16 protein-coding genes are annotated in these 16,802 nt (G+C 39.5%); 8 read left to right on the top strand and 8 right to left on the bottom strand.

The annotated features are described in order from the left end of the window. Positions 1-43 precede the first annotated feature (43 nt). Entirely contained in the window at positions 44-1,729 is a 1,686-nt protein-coding gene (gene lysS, locus BV375_RS34055; protein ID WP_086768828.1) for a lysine--tRNA ligase, read from the bottom strand. A 393-nt stretch (positions 1,730-2,122) separates the two neighbouring features. Between lysS and BV375_RS34050 the strand changes: the two genes are divergently transcribed. Then, complete coding sequence (locus BV375_RS34050) at positions 2,123-3,754, top strand: GUN4 domain-containing protein (protein WP_086768826.1); 1,632 nt, start codon at positions 2,123-2,125, stop codon at positions 3,752-3,754. A 415-nt stretch (positions 3,755-4,169) separates the two neighbouring features. Beyond that, complete coding sequence (locus tag BV375_RS34045; RefSeq protein ID WP_086769021.1) at positions 4,170-4,277, top strand: hypothetical protein; 108 nt, start codon at positions 4,170-4,172, stop codon at positions 4,275-4,277. A 5-nt stretch (positions 4,278-4,282) separates the two neighbouring features. On the opposite strand, the gene BV375_RS34040 is transcribed toward BV375_RS34045, so the two are convergent. Then, entirely contained in the window at positions 4,283-4,693 is a 411-nt protein-coding gene (locus tag BV375_RS34040) for a hypothetical protein (protein ID WP_086768824.1), read from the bottom strand. A gap of 142 nt (positions 4,694-4,835) precedes the next feature. Then, positions 4,836-5,798 carry a M48 family metallopeptidase gene (locus BV375_RS34035; protein WP_086768822.1) on the bottom strand — a complete coding sequence of 321 codons (963 nt, stop codon included), beginning with the start codon at positions 5,796-5,798 and terminating at the stop codon, positions 4,836-4,838. A gap of 146 nt (positions 5,799-5,944) precedes the next feature. Between BV375_RS34035 and BV375_RS34030 the strand changes: the two genes are divergently transcribed. The 4 genes from BV375_RS34030 (at position 5,945) to BV375_RS34020 (ending at position 9,265) form a co-directional block, all read left to right on the top strand. Beyond that, positions 5,945-7,504: an ATP-dependent DNA helicase gene (locus tag BV375_RS34030; RefSeq protein WP_086768820.1), complete on the top strand. Its 1,560-nt coding sequence runs from the start codon at positions 5,945-5,947 to the stop codon at positions 7,502-7,504. 33 nt (positions 7,505-7,537) lie between these two features. Next, on the top strand, positions 7,538-7,669 hold the full coding sequence (locus tag BV375_RS38955; protein WP_279432992.1) for a hypothetical protein: 132 nt from the start codon (positions 7,538-7,540) through the stop codon (positions 7,667-7,669). An 80-nt stretch (positions 7,670-7,749) separates the two neighbouring features. Beyond that, entirely contained in the window at positions 7,750-7,965 is a 216-nt protein-coding gene (locus BV375_RS34025; protein ID WP_086768818.1) for a DUF2839 domain-containing protein, read from the top strand. 955 nt (positions 7,966-8,920) lie between these two features. Next, the gene (locus BV375_RS34020; RefSeq protein ID WP_086768816.1) at positions 8,921-9,265 is read left to right on the top strand and encodes a DUF1815 family protein; all 345 of its coding nucleotides are present in this window, start codon (positions 8,921-8,923) and stop codon (positions 9,263-9,265) included. 320 nt (positions 9,266-9,585) lie between these two features. Here the strand turns inward: BV375_RS34020 and BV375_RS34015 are convergent, their stop codons facing one another. Continuing rightward, entirely contained in the window at positions 9,586-11,658 is a 2,073-nt protein-coding gene (locus BV375_RS34015) for a CHAT domain-containing protein (RefSeq protein ID WP_086768815.1), read from the bottom strand. A gap of 203 nt (positions 11,659-11,861) precedes the next feature. Here BV375_RS34015 and BV375_RS34010 point away from each other — a divergent pair, with 203 nt between their 5' ends. Further along, the gene (locus tag BV375_RS34010; protein WP_086768812.1) at positions 11,862-12,362 is read left to right on the top strand and encodes a thioesterase family protein; all 501 of its coding nucleotides are present in this window, start codon (positions 11,862-11,864) and stop codon (positions 12,360-12,362) included. A gap of 57 nt (positions 12,363-12,419) precedes the next feature. Here BV375_RS34010 and BV375_RS34005 read toward each other — a convergent pair whose 3' ends face one another. Beyond that, a complete protein-coding gene (locus tag BV375_RS34005; protein ID WP_086768810.1) occupies positions 12,420-12,617 on the bottom strand; it encodes a hypothetical protein in 198 nt (65 codons plus the stop codon). A 399-nt stretch (positions 12,618-13,016) separates the two neighbouring features. Continuing rightward, the gene (locus BV375_RS34000) at positions 13,017-13,421 is read right to left on the bottom strand and encodes a hypothetical protein (RefSeq protein ID WP_086768807.1); all 405 of its coding nucleotides are present in this window, start codon (positions 13,419-13,421) and stop codon (positions 13,017-13,019) included. 676 nt (positions 13,422-14,097) lie between these two features. Between BV375_RS34000 and BV375_RS33995 the strand changes: the two genes are divergently transcribed. Then, positions 14,098-14,526 carry a hypothetical protein gene (locus BV375_RS33995; protein WP_086768806.1) on the top strand — a complete coding sequence of 143 codons (429 nt, stop codon included), beginning with the start codon at positions 14,098-14,100 and terminating at the stop codon, positions 14,524-14,526. Between the two features lie 55 nt (positions 14,527-14,581). On the opposite strand, the gene BV375_RS33990 is transcribed toward BV375_RS33995, so the two are convergent. Both BV375_RS33990 and BV375_RS33985 read right to left on the bottom strand, forming a co-directional pair. After that, positions 14,582-15,115: a CAP domain-containing protein gene (locus BV375_RS33990; RefSeq protein ID WP_243714143.1), complete on the bottom strand. Its 534-nt coding sequence runs from the start codon at positions 15,113-15,115 to the stop codon at positions 14,582-14,584. Positions 15,116-15,737: 622 nt separating this feature from the next. After that, the gene (locus BV375_RS33985) at positions 15,738-16,367 is read right to left on the bottom strand and encodes a hypothetical protein (RefSeq protein WP_086768804.1); all 630 of its coding nucleotides are present in this window, start codon (positions 16,365-16,367) and stop codon (positions 15,738-15,740) included. Between the last annotated feature and the right edge of the window lie 435 nt (positions 16,368-16,802).

The following is a 16,802-nucleotide window of genomic DNA, read 5'->3' as shown; positions in this document are numbered from 1 at the left end:
GCAAAGCCATAACGCACCTAACTCTTGAATGGCACTTACTATCTCAACTTAATTGTTCATACTTAAATTTCCCTTTAATAAACTTGTTAAAATATTGACCTTTAGACGGTGCATTGTCTAAGTCTTCCTTGACACTAGGAGGTACTTTGAAATATTCGTAAACACTTCCACTATCAAATTCAATAGTCAGTGTTTGAGTTGTTGGATCATAGCGAAATTCCTTCAGAAAGCTGCCTTCGGGTTTAAGAAGGGGAAATGCGATCGCATCCCGAATGCTGGCACAATCTGTTAATAACATCACCAACCGATCAATCCCAATCCCTAATCCGCCCGTAGGTGGCATTCCGTATTCCAGGGCAGTCAAAAAGTCTTCGTCAACACCTTGGGCTTCCAAGTCACCAGCAGCTTTACGTGCGGCTTGTGCTTCGAGACGTTCTCTTTGATCAATCGGGTCGGTAAGCTCTGAGAAACTGTTGGCAGTTTCCCGCCCAACTATAAATAACTCAAATCGCTCTACCAAACCAGGCTTAGAACGGTGCGGTTTTGCCAAGGGTGAAATTTCTACTGGATAGTCAATCACAAAGGTAGGCTGAATTAACTTGGCTTCTACCTTTTCTTCAAAGGCAAGATTCAGTAACTTACCAATCGATTGAGCTTCATCTACACCAGGAATTCCAGCATCCTTACTTGCTGTTTTGGCTGCTTCTAAGGTTGAAAAAGAATTGAAATCCAAGCCTGTGTATTCTTTGACTAAATCGTGCATTGTTACTCGTCGCCAAGGTGGTGTCAAATCAACAGCTTCCCCTTGGTAGGTAATTTGCAATGTCCCGAGTACATCTTGAGCGACAGTGGTAATAATCCCTTCTGTCAGCGCCATCATATCGTTGTAGTCGGCGTAGGCTTGGTAAATTTCTATCGTGGTAAATTCAGGGTTGTGTCGAGTCGAAATTCCTTCATTACGGAAAATTCGCCCTAATTCAAATACCTTTTCAAAACCACCTACAATCAACCGTTTGAGATGAAGTTCTGTGGCAATCCGCAGATACAACTCCATGTCTAAGGTGTTGTGGTAAGTGATAAACGGACGTGCATCCGCACCCCCAACCTCACTTTGTAGAACAGGTGTTTCAATTTCTAGAAAATCCTGCTGTTCTAAATAGCGACGAATACCCGCAGTAATTTGGGCGCGACGGCGGAAAGTTTGTCTTACTTCAGGGTTGACAATCAAATCAACATAACGCTGACGGTAGCGCTTTGCTACATCCGTCAACCCGTGCCACTTGTCGGGTAGAGGCAAGAGTGATTTGGTGAGGATGCTGTATTGTTTGACATAGACCGATAACTCGCCCTTTTCAGTCCGTTTTATAGTGCCTTTAACTCCCAGGATGTCACCTGCATCTGAGAGTTGCTTAAGATGATTGAAAGCATCAGCATCAATATCTGCCATGCCTTCTTGGATGCGATTTTTCTCTAGATAAAGCTGAATAGTGCCTGTTTCATCTTGCAAGGTAAAGAAAGCTAGCTTACCAAAGACGCGACGCGCTAGAATGCGTCCGGCAATAGCGACTTCTAAATCAACTTCTTCACCGCTGGGTAAATCAGCAAATTTTTCCTGCAATTGGGCTGCGTAGTGGGTAGATTCCCAACGATAGGCATAAGGATTCATCCCTAGCTGTTTGAGCTGCTCTACTTTTTCCAGCCTCGCGGCACGGATATCTTCTTCCGACATGGTAACGAACTAAAGAGGGCAAGATTAATTATAGATGCTGTAAAAGTAGCCGAGACTCTCAAGGATCGAATATTTGGTGAGCAGATGTGAGGCAGCTAGCCTTTTGGCTATCAACTTATTCATTTCTCAGGTCAAAGCTGCTAGTATCATTGTGTCCCTAGTACTCCAAAACTTTTAATTATCCATCTTTTATTAGTCTCTATCTTTAAAAAATACATATCTTTATAAATATTTTCGCTGGTTATCATTGTTTTTAATGTCTAAAAGATTGTGTATTAAAATATTAAGGTTTTTTAGTATTTGGTGATACTTTCAAAAAAGAATTAGTGACAGATTTACTGATAGCAGGCTACAACAGAGTGGATTCTGGAATGAAATAATATCTGCTTTGTTATGGCGAACCCTGCAAAAGTTATACCCTTAGCTGCTTCAATTGATAATATTCTCTCAAACTTATTGAAAAATACTGCTGCTAGCATTGCACGGAAACTAGGAGAAATAGCTAATGGCTACAGCACCTCTACTTTTTTGCCATCTACTGTGAATGATGATAGCCGCTATATAGAAGCATTAATAAAATCTCAAGAAACATCTGCCAATAAATTCAACGAACTACCTTTGCAGTTGCGATCACAATTTAGCAAACAACTTTTAGAGCTATTGCTCGAATCGCAAGCTAATCAAATTCAGCACAAATTAAAAGATATCCGCAAAGTGTTTGAGCAGAAAAATCTGGCAAATATTTTTAGTCGAGAAGAAACTTATAATATTTTAATTGAAGGGCAGCAAAGATACCGTTTATTGGTATTAGTTTCTCCGCCAAATATTAGCCCAAATTGTCCATCTTCTTTGCAATATGACTTACCAATAGAACTGCCAGAAAAGTTAAAAGCTTTTTTACATAATGATTATCCTCTGAATAGTGAGTTATGCCCGGTCGAATTTTATAGCGACTATTTTCTCCGTTCGGTTAGTCATACAGATGTGCTCCAGCTACAGCAAATTTTAGCTCTTGTCCCCACAGTAGTGCTACACAGCAAAATCACTGATTACGAAGTTTATTTTCATGTAAATTTTTGGCATCCTCAAAATAGTAACATTGCGAGAATTTCGTTGCCCGCTTGGAACTGGGAAGAAATCAAGGAATCTTTAGAAGCAGCAGATCATGATGATATCCGAGCTATTCGTACTATTCGGCAAATCATTGTGACAATTCACCAACTATTAGCAGCTTTTATTACAGATTGGTATTATCTACATCTCAATCATACCTATGAACCACAACTATTTCATTTAGAATCAGAGTTTGCATTAGGCAGATGGTCATCAGATTTGCTAAAGCCATATATTGATACTATTAAGGATATTTATTTACACCAAAAGCAAGGATATGAGGAAAATTTGCAGCAGGTGACTGATGATCAATATGCAGAAGCAGATGAGCAAGGCAACGGAGTAGAAAAGCTGATTATTACAGGCGAAGATTGGAGAATAGGTGAACAAGAGACTCATACCCTCAGTACTAAATCGGGTATCTATTACTCTAAGCTGCGTTATCTACTATCAGAAAGGAATTGGAAAGAAGCTGATGAAGAAACTAGCAAAATTATGCTCAATCTGGCGACTCAATACAGAAAGGAATTACATCTTGAACAACCAATTATCAATGAGCAAGTTTTGTCTAGTGAATGTATTAATAATTTTTCTTGTGAAGATCTTCGCATCATTGATAAGCTCTGGTTAAATTACAGTAATTCACATTTCGGCTTTAGTACTCAAACATGTATTTGGCAAAAAATCAGCCAAAACCAAACAGATGTGAACTTGAACTGCAAAGATTTTGTTGAGCGCGTTGGCTGGATTGTGAATGGCAATTGGAGCAACCATGAGCAAATAATCTATGGGCTTGATGCTCCTATAGGTCATCTTCCTTTTGCTTTTACAAAATTTTTTACAAGAACAGAGGTAAACAATTGGGGCTGTTGGTACAATTTTTATTATCGTTTGCAAACTTGCGAACTATAAAATATAGCACTCTTATTTAATTTGTGGACTTAGTCATAGAAGTAGGGACTAGGCAATAGCTTTTTTCATGAATTATATGGGATTGCTATGGTAAGTATTGTTATTATTTGAGTATGAGAAATTGAAGTTCAAATTAGTCAACTATGTCCTGAGTTCTTGATTCCTTACGAACTCCGCACGAGACTTTTGTCAACAGCAAAATTCACAATGACGCTTTTGCTCGTGAGTGGTTACAACAGAATCTTGTATATAGCGTTTACCAAGCCAGTGAGGTACAGAAAGAAGTAATTAACCACAGATGAACACAGATGAACACAGATAAATTCGTACCTGAGCAGACTGGGAACCGCTATAAAGCCAAACCTATCGGATTCTGCTGAACCGCTAACATAGATATGTTTGTAAACCATACTATATTGGATATCTTGTTTACTCCTATGTTAACTCTGTAGCCTTCAGCCCAGATGGGCAGACACTTACTAGTAGTAGTGACAAAATTATCAAGATTTGGCGATGTGATTGAAATCGTTATTTATTGCCTAATATTAGCGAATGTCGCGATAAAATTGCTTTTATTTTCAAGTTAGTCAATTGCATGATTGCTTTGACAAAATCCTTTTGTTCTGATCGCAAATTTAGTTTTTCTAAAGCCTGATTTAAGTTATTACCATGTCGCAGATGTTGAGCAAGCTTGGCACGTTGGGATGAGTCTAAAATAGCCTTAATTTCCTTATTTCTGCGTTGATGCACAGCCTGGAGTTGTTGACGTTCTTGGGGAGTCAGGTCAAGCTCTAAGGATGAAGTGGCAGCTTGGGCAATAATTATGCTATTGATACCTTCGATTTGAGTCGGTGTTGCTAAGGCGATCGCAGGTATCAACAAGGCTAGGGTAACAATTGTAACTAATACAAAGATGATTTTTGTAAATTTATTGATCATTTTCAGAAATTTCTATAGCACTCCTATTCAATTTCTGAACTTACTCTTAGAGGTAGGCAATAAGCAATAGGGTCAAGATTAGGGTGCATAACGCGATCGCTCACAGTTCACACCCTAATAAAAACTCATTTGGCAATCAACATCACTCAGAATTTTTCATTCTATTAATTTCTCTCTGTAATTCTTCAATTTGACGGCGCAAAGTTTCCGCATCATTCTCAGGAGTTTGCGAAGTAACATTTACGGCTCCAGATGCAGGCGATCGCTGATAGTTGCCTCGGCGAATTTGCTGGTATTCTTCAGATACTGCCCACTCCCGTAAATAGCGCAAACGTTCCACAGCAAAAGGATGGCTCAACATCATTCCTTGAGCGCCATTGTACATCAGGAATTTGTACACTTGATTGAGTCCATCGGCGTCCAATGCTTGATAATTTTCTGACTGACGGATAAATTCTTGTAAACTACATTCATTGGCATATTTGGCACTACCGCCACAGACTTTCATCATCGAAGACATGACTGGATTCAAGTCATCCAATACTAATAGCGCCGCGCGATCCGACGACAATTCCGCTTTGCGCCGCCATTCAAAAAAGGCGTAAATCAAAGCTTGAGTCACAAAATTTCCAATGCCAAAGGTTAATTCACCTAAGGCAGAGGCAGCACTCATCGCCCACATGGCCATTTGAATTAAAATAGTATGACCACATTTAATATGCCCCAGTTCATGGGCTAGCACCGCCCGAATTTCGACTTCGTCTAGTAAGTCTAGTATCCCTGTATTTATGACTATGTAAGGATTCTCTTGCCCCAATGCATAGCTATTGGCCTGGGGATTCTGCAAGACAAACAGTGTCGGTTCTGGATAAATATCCAAATCGCGCACACATTCTCGAAACATCTGGTAAATAGTGGAATATTGACGCGGCCCAACTTGGATGGTGTTACCCATTAGATAAACTAACTGCGGGCGTTCGTAGAGAAATTCCACAAATTTACGGGCGATTAAATCAAATCCCGGTAAACTTCGTAAAGCTTGCTCGGCTTGGCGATCCAGTGGATGCCTGAAGGCTTCGCTGGAAATTCCTGTGTAAGTTGGCATAATTCAGGGAAATAGGTAAATGGTCAGTAGTCAGTGGTTAGTCGTCAGTAAGAAAACAACTGGCAACGGACAAATGACTAAGTGACAAGATAATAGAAATGGGGCTATTCGGAAGTAAAAATCGTTTTATATGGGATTAGAAGCGTGTGATTGAGGCAGAAGTTCATTTGTCACTACATAACTTTTTGCGATCGCAGGCGGGTTTTCCTTCCTGGCCCCATCATTTGACGATGGCAAGGTTGGTAGCACGCGCCTTGCGCTTGGGACGTAGCGCTTTAATTCAAGTCGGGGCTGTTTGTGGTTATCAAGGACGATATCGCACTAGTTTTGTGGCCTCGGCATTGATGTGGCACGGCCCTGTAATTATTGTGGCTCCTGAAGCAGTGCAGCAACGCTTGTTAAACGTCGAAATTCCCCGACTACAGCAGTGGCTGCAAACCAGAAAACCGATTAGAACTGGTGACGATTGGCCTGGTTCTGAGTTCCAAGGACTACTGCTGACTACCCCAGCAGCTTGGTTACGCAGACAGATAACAGATGTGGAACATTTTCCTGTGGGGATTCCCACAATTATTGATGGGGTGGACGATTTGGAAGATTGGGTACGTCATCAACTTACCCAAAATATTCAGCCCCAGGATTGGGAGCAACTCATGCTTGCTTGTCCAGGACAAGCTGATTTAATTCGCTCTGCACGAGCGCAACTGACGAAGGAATTTTTCCAACACCCAGCTAATCCCTATGAGTGCTATCTCATTTCCCAACCCGAAATAGAGGTTTTGCACCAGCTTTATTTGGCGTTAGATCAAGCAGAACTTCCAGATGCTTGGAAAAATTTCTGGCAGGAATTTCAATATACAAATGAAAATCTTGCTTCTCCCGTCTCCCCCCCGCCTCTACTCTGGGCAACTATTGCCCGTCGGCAAGGTTTATTTTCGTTACACTGTGCTCCCATTGAGTTAGGGAAAATCATCTTACCGATTTGGCAGCGACAACCTGTGGTTTTCATTGGTAGTGCCTTAGAACCAGAAACTGAGGCTCCTTTGTTCCGTCAGCGCTTGGGGTTGGAAGATGTAACTTGCCTGAAGTTCTCTGCTGATAGCCAAACAGATGCCATTCAACTGTATGTACCCTATCAGTTACCCCTACCAAACACTCCAGAATTTCAAGCGGCGTTTATTCACAAAGTCAGGACACTGCTATGTCTGAGTGCTACTGCACCAGGATTAACAGTTGTGTTAATTGGAGATGTGCCACTTAAAGCTCAAGTAGGAGCAATTCTGGCTTCTGAGTTTGGTTCGCGGGTGCAGGTGGAAAAAACTTGCTTAGATGAAAATGGGATTTTAATTAGCGGCTGGGAATTTTGGCGAGAACATCAAGGTGTCTTACCTGCACCTCATCTGTTAATTATTGCGACTTTACCCTTGCCATCTTTAGAAAGTCCCCTAGTGGCTGGTAGAGTAGCTCACTATAAGCGATCGCATCAAGATTGGTTTCGTTTATACTTATTGCCTACAGCTTTGAATGAATTGCAACGAGCAGTAGCTCCAGTGCGAGAAAGTCAAGGCATTGTTGCTTTACTTGATGGGCGTGTAGTGAATCGCAGCTACGGTGCGCAAATTCTCGCTGCTCTCAGCCCTCTAGCCCGGATTAACTATCTCGATCCGAGTCTGTTCTCCCATGCCAATGAAGAAAATTCTGCTTAGTCTGTATTTGGTGAACAGTTGACACAATAACAAATGACCAATGACTATTTACGTTTTGTCAACCGCAGCGCGATCGCCTCACAGCAAACGCTATTATCAGCTTATTCAGGCATTTTATGCTGCTTAGGCTGTTACGGATGTCATTGGCACCAACGAGCAAATTAATTACTGGCTCTGCTGTATTGGCGATCGATGCCAATCTAAACTAAGAACTTAAATGAAATTAGAATTTTAAATTGCTGATTATGGGTGAAGCAAAGCGTCGTAAAAACACATTGGGAGAACAATACGGTCAAGAGGCTCGGATCTTACCCTGGGTTCCCATTACAAAAACTCAATCTGAACTATTTATCCGTTGGACTACTCGCGGTGCGTGGATTGGTATTGGAGCTATGGTTGTTGCTTGGGTAACTATCCGTTTTATCGGTCCAGCTTTTGGTTGGTGGCAAATAGTCTCTTGACAGTGCCAACCGCTATGATCGTTGCTAAGGTGGGTTTTACAATTTTGAATTTTGAAACCCCTACCGAGGCTCAAGCCAAGTAAATATTGAATTACAGATGAGGGGCACAATCAGATTGTGCCCCTCATCTGTATGTATCAAAACGAAAACTAATATGGCCGATAAGCGGCAGAATTACGACCGCGTATGAACTTTTCTGTATTTTATGTAACTTTTCCTGATCATTACCAATAAATTTTCAGTAGCTTATGCAACATTTTCGCTATAATCTCAAAAGGTCTGAAAATCTTGCCTAAATGGCAACATGAGTTTTCTAGGTCAAGTTATTCTCAGTATTAAATCTCTTGATTTTAGGTTTTACATTTGGCATCGGGTTAACGGTACACCGAATGTATAATGAAAAACGGCTAGGTAAGCTAGCGGTGGGGAATACCAAATCTCAAAGTTGTAAGATCATCTGCCAAACGCCATAGATTGAGGAGAATGTGACTCGGGGTGTGAAGTAATTGGGCACTACCAAGCAGATGTTAAAGAATAAACTGGCTCATTAAGCCAACTTATGTTGTTCAGGCTACAAAAAGTAGTCCGAAATCCTTTACAGATAACAGATTTGCTGCATTAGTCAATAAAAACCTAATATGTATCTTTTATATGGTTGACTAGTGACAAATTTGAGTTACTCTTAAAGCGGATCGCTTCTCGCAAGCATCTAAACTGACAGAAGCGCATAAAGACAATCTTAAATTTAGCAATTCTGTCTGATATTTTGACTTTACAAACTGAATACTTTGATACGGTACTCAAAACCGTTATCCACTACCCTAAGCAAGGTAGTCAACAAAAGTCTACGTAAACGTTTGGTTATTGTAATGAATAGTTTACAATACCATTGGATGAGAAAATCTAAAGAAAATATAAAAGAAACTCAAGTGACTGTGGTGTCTGGAGGATAAAAGTGTTTCTGAGACTAGCGCATCAACATCGGCAATTCGTTCAAGACTTGGTAATGAACCTGCAAGCCTTAGCAATTGTACTGGAGCGACGTGGATATCCTGCGTCCTGTTATACCTGCGGCGACCAAATGAATAGTGCTTCATTTATGGTGAGCTTGGGAGATAATCACTTAATTCGGTTTTTAGTATCCGACTATGGTATTACTTGGACAGAAATGCGGGATGACCGCGAATTAATGAAGTTAGAAGGTGCAGAGGCGATTAATCAATTACAAGAGCTTGCTAATATTGTCAAGCAACCCGCACCAGCCTGTACAGCTAATAAAGCCCTTGCCAAGAAGTTTTAAGGATTCTTGCATCAATGGGGTATTCCAAAACAACTAGCAAAGCGCTATTGGGTAATTGGGAATCGGTAATTATGAGTTAGTTTTCACTCATTTATTACCTATTCACCATTACCATTAATTGATTTCTCTATGACTGGCTGACCATATCTTTTTAAAAAATTCTCTCCAAGGAAGCTACAGTTGATGCTGTGTCATGCAGTGATTTACAGCAAGAGTCAAAAGTAAAATAGGCTTACTCTCTAATTTTGCTCTGAGAAAATAATTTATAAATTTGGCAATTGCTTTAAGCAGTAAATCGTTGAATCTCTAGCCATAAATCATCACAACCCGTTACCAATCAGAATAAAGGGGGCCCAATAGTAGGGATGGCTGAGACCACTGCTTGTTGCTATGGAGCTATTGTTATTTTTGCTCTTCGAGTCCGCAGTAATTAATGCGATTTGTGCTTGCCGCAAGGCTTCAGCTTTTGTTAGTTTACCTGAAGATAACAAGGTGTAAAAAGCACTCATCAATGCTTGAGTACCACCATCGTCCACAGACCACAAAGAAGCAATAGTTGCTCTAGCGCCTGCTTTTTGTATTTGGTAGCCAAACCCTAAAATTTCCTCACCGTTACCTAATTGACCTCCCAAACCGGTTTCACAGGCACTTAAAACTACCAAATCTACATGGGTTAAAGACCAAGCGGCTACATCTGTGAGATTAACGCGATCGCCGTTACCAAATAAAATAAATGAATCTTCTGGTTTACCCACCACAAAGGCTGCATGGGTCGCTAAATGGACGATTGTGTAATCATCCATTTGCGGTATCGTACCTTGGGGGCTGAAAGCTTCGTCGATTAGTTTTTGAGTTCCGGGGATAGTAGCGGCTAAACTGTCTACTTCTTGTCCTGCAAATGGTAACCCAGCAAAAGCCAGCCGTTGATTACCTACCTCAACTTGATAGCTACCCTTAATAAAAGCACCAGCTAAAACTTTTAACTTCGATGCTGGTTGGGTGTTAAAGTTACTCAAGCTAGCAGCAGTAATGTAATTGACACTAAAGCGCTCGACTAGCCATTGTTTGCCATCATACAAAGCGGTTAAAGGAATATAGCGTAACTGCTCATCTGGTGCGTAAATCAGATGCTTGGCACCGGAAAGTTTGATGTCATTTTCTATTGGTTTGATCAGCCAGTCATACAACTGGCTACCAGCTTTTTTGGCATTATTGCTACGGGGACTTTGTAGATCTTGGCGAAAACCCGCAATTGCCTGGTTTAGCTGCTCTCTCGTTACAGCAACTCTGCGATGAATTGGCACAGATTCCGGACTTACTACTACCAATTCCAAGCTATCTTGCAGAACTAATGGATAAATTAAGATAGCTTTTTGAGGTAACTTTGCTAAATTATCCCGAAGTTCGTTGATACCTTCCAAATCCAAATTTTGCCGCTTTGCTATGCGGCTAATTTGCTCTAACTGTGACCTAACTGGCGGACTAGCAATAAAATCGTTAAATTGCTGTAAGAGTTGCTGTTGATTTAATACTAGTTGCTCGATACGTTGTTTTTCTTGTGGCGATCGCTGTTCGGGTGAAATTTGACGTAGTTTTGTTAATTCTTTACCCAGTTCTACAGCATTATTCAGCGTTTGATCTAATTTTTGTTTAGTGGCTTTTTCTTCAGGAATGATATCAATGCCTTTAGCAGTCCGTTCATTACCACGCACTTCCTGAAGATACCCCTGTAGTTCTTCAACTTTAAGTAGATCTATAGTTCGTTGTGCTTCTGCCACACGTCCCTGTTTGAGGAGTTTATCACCTAAAATGCGATATGTTTGGGCAACAGTGATGCTGTAGGCTTCTGGTTGCGGTTCTGAAAGCGCTGATGGATTCAGCCTTGCAATCTCACGATTAATCAGACAATGCTTGTAGAAAAAAACTGCTAACTCTGGTTGGTTCTGGATATCAAACAAGTAACCGATATTACTGTAAGTTTTACCAGTTTGGACGCGATCGCCAAGTTCTTTATTAATTAATAAAGCTTGCTGATAAGATTGGAGTGCTTGGGAGTAATTGGCTTGTTTTTGGTAGATTCTGCCAATATTGTTCAAAGTTACAGCTTCCCAATAACGGTCTCCCAAATCTCTGCTAGTGGCTAAAGCTTGTTCTAATCTCTGCAAAGCTTCTTTTAACTGACCTTGCTCAGATATTTTAATAGCCTCTGCGTTGAGGATTCTGATTTTAGAGTCTTTTTGGTTATCAGGTGATGGCTGAGTTGTTTCTAGGGAGTTTTGCTGTGCCCTGACATTTGGATTTACCTGTTGATTCTCTAGCTGGCTACACCCAGAAACAAAAAAAACAAGGTTGGTAACAAAAATAACATTTAAACGCTGAATATAAGACAGCATAACAAAACACCTCCTATTTTTGGCAGCGTCAATGCAAAATTTGTAAATTCTACAATTTGACACTTCCCACAACTATGAAACCATAGCTGCGCTTGGTTTTATGAGAATTGAGAGGATGTTTGGAATGAGCACTGCCAATTCTCCGTAACTAATTTTTATGCTATTTCAAAGAAAGAAATTTATAGTTACCCAGAAATTGCAAGATGTCACCAGGAAAACCAAGTCAACCCGAACTCCCACCAACTAGTGCCATTGACAGACCATTAAATCATGCATTTGACAATTGGTTTGCTTATCCTGTCAGAGTGCAACCTCACCATACCGATTATATAGGCGTTGTCTGGCATGGTTCATATATAGCTTGGATGGAAGAAGCACGGATAGAATGTTTGCGCTCTATTGGCATTGAATATGCCGATTTAGTGGCATTAGGTTGCGACTTACCAGTTGTAGAACTTTCTGTACGCTACCATCGTTCTATCCAATTAGGTATGGCAGTAGTAGTTAAAACCCGCATGGCTGATGTGACTGGTGTGCGGATCAATTGGGATTACGCTATTGTCTCAACCGATGGACAACAATTGTATGTAACTGCCAAAGTGACTTTAGTAGCATTAGATCGTGAGCGAGGTAAAATCATGCGTCAGCTACCTGCAAGTGTCAAGGATGCTCTAGCAAAGTTTTCAGCATTACACAACAATTAATTAATAAAGGTTGAAGGATAAAGGATGAGAACTTTGTCACTTCATCCTTCATCCTGATTATTTGCCACTACGTAGCTGAGATAAGGTGTCAGGTAAATGAATTATCTGATACAAAATATCTTGGGGAGTAATACCAAAACCTACTTGTAATAAAACCAGGATCGCAGCCATAGTCAATGCAGTTTTTACAGTGGTTTTCAGAATTTTCCACAATATAGCAAATACGATCCAAGCTAAGATTAGGGTAATAATCATAAGTATAAATTGTTTGACAGTTGCCCTTATCTAAAAGGGACTTAATTCAAAAAGGATAGTTTTTCATTGTGCTAACAATTACGACTGCAAAAGCTAGAAGCTAGCTTTTTATGCGAACGGTTGCGAAGATAATACCAGAAGGTAGCTTAATATTTTAAGGTCAATATAATAATTTTTGCAAAATTATCATAAATATTTCAGATTCAGAGGTGGTAAACAGCTATAAACTAGACTTACAGGCGATCGCCCTAGAGAAGCGTCAAGTGCGATCGCCAAATTCCCCCACAAATGTATTTACAGCCGATTTCAATTTGGTAAAGTAAACAAACAGGGTTTAAAGCTAGGCATTTAGCCTGTTTGACCTCTGAATTCTGCTGTAGTAACAAAACTAAAAAATTACTAAGAATTCTCATCCCTGTCAAACATATTTTTAGGGGAAAATTTGCTTTTATGTGGTGAGTATTCGGAGCAGTTTTTAGCTTCTTCTGTCATCACGATAGAAGGTTGTACTGCACATTTAACATAATGGTTATTTGAATAATACTTACAGTTTTTACAAGGAACTTTATGTAGACTATTGATGATAAAAATTCTTTTATTGTCTACAGATGTTTGGTTCTTGCGTAAAATTAGAAAGAAAACTATCCAACTGATGAGCAACGCCAGAGGAGTTAAAGATATAGCAACATCGGGTATGGTAAATTGATCGGATTTTACTTGTTCATGTTTGACCTCATTCCGCGTTACTGGATGAATATTTTCATCTGCAACCAGGTTCTTTTGCAGTATTAACTCAATAGACATATTCTTTACCTTTGGCTATTATATATCGGTTAAAGACTGTGATATTTGATACTTGAAAATAGCATTAGATATACGGAGCGCTGACATGACAACAGATAGTAGATTTTGCTCAATATAACTTTTGACAAAAAGTTAAAATTGTCTAGCAACTGAAAATAATTTTTATAAATCTTCTACTGGCTTGTGTGAAATTCAGAAACGTAAAGCTTCAATTATAGGTTTAGCAAAAGAAAAGTTATCGTATATCTGCCGAGAGTTTTGCTTGTTAATTACAGCTATATATCTAAAGGAGTAAATTAATGATTTAACATGCAAATAAAAGCTGTTATGATAAAATATATCCGCATCTTAAGTAGCGAGCAGTTACAGACTTAAACTTTATATTAATAGTATTCGCGTTAAATCAAAACCAATTTTAAAAGTCGTTTAACAATAAATTTCACCTATATAAAATTAGTGTTTTTTAACAAACTTTAAATATTTCTATTCAAGATAATTATTTTTTTATTTAGAAGATAAAATTTTACTAGCTCTTAAGGTGTGTACTGCTCACCTTGTACTGCTTAAGGTTTTTGATAAATGCTCTAGGATTACTATAGCTAGATTGAATTGCGCTATAGAATTCCAATGTTTTATTAAATCAAAACCTAGGTTTATAGTTGGATTTTTGAAAATTATGAATATAGATTTTTACAACAGGATTCCTTGGATACCTTTGGTATTACTCTGGCTAGCTTATACGCTTCTAGGATGGTATCTTGCTGCTCATCACATTATTTGGTTAGCAGGAGGTTTTATAACGGCTGTGGCTCTAGCTATAGCTAGAAAAAGTATCACTTGGTTAGAGCAATTGTTTAGTTTTGGCTCACAAACCTTAGTAATTATTTTATTTTTAAGTATATCAATTGCTCTAGTCGCAACTTGGTCGCTACTATTCAGTCTCTTTCTCATACCAGTAGCAACGACATTTTTAGCTGATTTAGAAATGCGTTTTTCAGGCTTTAGTAAATTTGATTCATTTTTAGTTTTAACTGTTTTAGCAGTATTGGGATTAGTAATAGGTGAAATGGTAGACATTCTAGTTTTACCCAGTAGCAGATACTAATTCCTATTTAGGATTTTGGATTGTAGAAACCAATTCCCATCTTTGCGCGAACTTGTTAACCCCGCAAAAACAACTGAGTAATGATGTAGGTATTGCCTTGGCGCCACACTCCCACACCCGTTTCTCTGAATACCGGACGGAGAAGATTTTCTCGGTGTCCAGGACTTGCTAACCAACCCTCAACTGCTGCTGATACAGGCTGGGGAATATTTTTGCTTTTGAATAAGTTTTCTCCCACCATCCAATATATTATTTTGCCAGCGCGAACTCTATCGCTGAGAGTACTACCATCCGATCCAGTGTGACTGAAAAAGTTTTTTTCCATCATCTGCCGACTGTATTTCCGAGCAACTTGCGCCAATTTTTCATTGTTTTGTAAGGGTTGAAGTCCATTTTTTTGGCGAACTTGGTTGATTTTTTGGCGAACTTGTGCCTCAATTTGGGCAGTTTGTGGGGTTTGGGCAAGTTGTAGCGGTTGTGGCGGCTGATTTGATGGTATTTCAATTCTCGGCAACGGTGGCAAATACTCCATCACTTGCTCACATCCTGTTAAGCAAAGTGCGATCGCTGCCCATCCTGTCCCAATTATCTTAGATAAGTGGCGTTTGCCTCTCCAATTTATCCAATGGAACAGCGTTGGTTGTTCAAGTTGCTTAATCACTAAATTATTTTTGCTGTTTGATGTCCAATCTCAAACTCAAATGTAACAAAACTAAACTAATGCGATCGGACTACTCACAAAATTCTTCCAAAATAGGTAGGTTGCTATTACTCTAGTGCGAATTTTATTAACTTAGTAAGCAACTTAGAATTAGCACTAATAGAATCTAAATACCAATATAGGAATCCGATTTGATTATTGAAAAAATCTACCTGCATTTCAAAAATTAAGTAAGAATCCTATACAATTCGAGCAAATATGTAATTCAATAATTAATTTGTTCTAGAAATGCTGGCGGGAGCATCCCACTTTTTTGAACGTCATTGCGAGCGGAGCGAAGCAATCGCATGGACTCGTTCTTAGTTGAAGATTTTGTGATTGCTACGTCGTTCCTCCTCGCAATGACAGTTATTCTCTAGTTGCAAAATAAAAACTGGGATGCACCCAATGCTGGCATTTTGGTAGTGAGAAATTTTTAAATCAAATTTTGCTACCAAAAGTTTCTTAGAGAAACCATAATTTTATGCCAGCAGTAACTGTTCAATGCAATTTATTGGGCGCTACCAAGAGCAGATTTGAGTTGTAGCTTAATTTTTGTGCCTTTTTTGAGTACTACTTCACCGCCAGGACTAGATAGAACATAAGCAGTCGCAGCAGCAGCACCTGCTAAACCACCATGTTTCACATTAGTTTTCTTTCCAACAAAATGACCTGCAACTGCTCCGCCTAAAATCAGTCCAGCATTTTGGATGAATTTTCCTTTAGTTTTTGATTCTACCTGAGTATTTACTAAAGCAGCGTCAATGGGATAAGTTTCACCATTTTTGAAGGTAATTTCATCAAAAACTAGACGTAAAGTAGCTTTTTTACCTTTAGCTGCTTTGACTACATTTTCTAAATGTCCCTGAATTTGAGCATCTTTTAAGTCAGGTTTTACGCCCTTTACAGAGTCTTTTACTCGGAGACTAAAGCCCTCATCATTACTATTTTTACCCGTAGACAACCCTTGTTGAAGGGTAGTATCAAAGCTTGTTCCTGCTGGTATGGATACTTGTGAATTTTGAGGATTACTAGTTTTAGTAGAATTAGTAGTAGTCGCAACTTGATCGTTTGGCTTACTACAAGCAACAGTGTTACTAACTAAAGCCACACTTAGTAACAATGGGATGAAGTTTTTCATTTTTGGGAGATTTTGAAATATGAAAATAAACTCGGAAAAACGGGGCAAAGCCTAATTTTTTAAAGATTATATGCCAAATTTCAAAATTGCCAAGCAATATTTTTAACTATCGTCCTGCTTGCTGAACCTGAGGAAGCCTTTCTTTTTCGTCAAATCTGCTGCTGTATTACGGGAGCATCCCACTTTTTTAATTAGCGTCATTGCGTTGGCGGAACGCCTTCCCGCAGGGTACGAAACGAAGTGAAGCGTAAAGCCTTCTCCTAGCGGAGACGCTGCGCGAACGGTATAGCTTCACTTAGCGCTGAAAGCGTTCTCGTTCGACGAAGTCGTTCCCGAAGGGTAGAGTAGCAATTGCAGAATCCCTAACTAATACCAAATCAAATAATGTTTGCGACACATCAATAAATATTCTAGAGGTCACGGCAGTGCCCATTG

Source organism: Nostoc sp. 106C, assembly GCF_002154725.1.
In the GTDB taxonomy this organism is placed as follows: Bacteria; Cyanobacteriota; Cyanobacteriia; order Cyanobacteriales; family Nostocaceae; genus Aulosira.
This window is presented reverse-complemented; position numbering and strand designations above follow the sequence as displayed.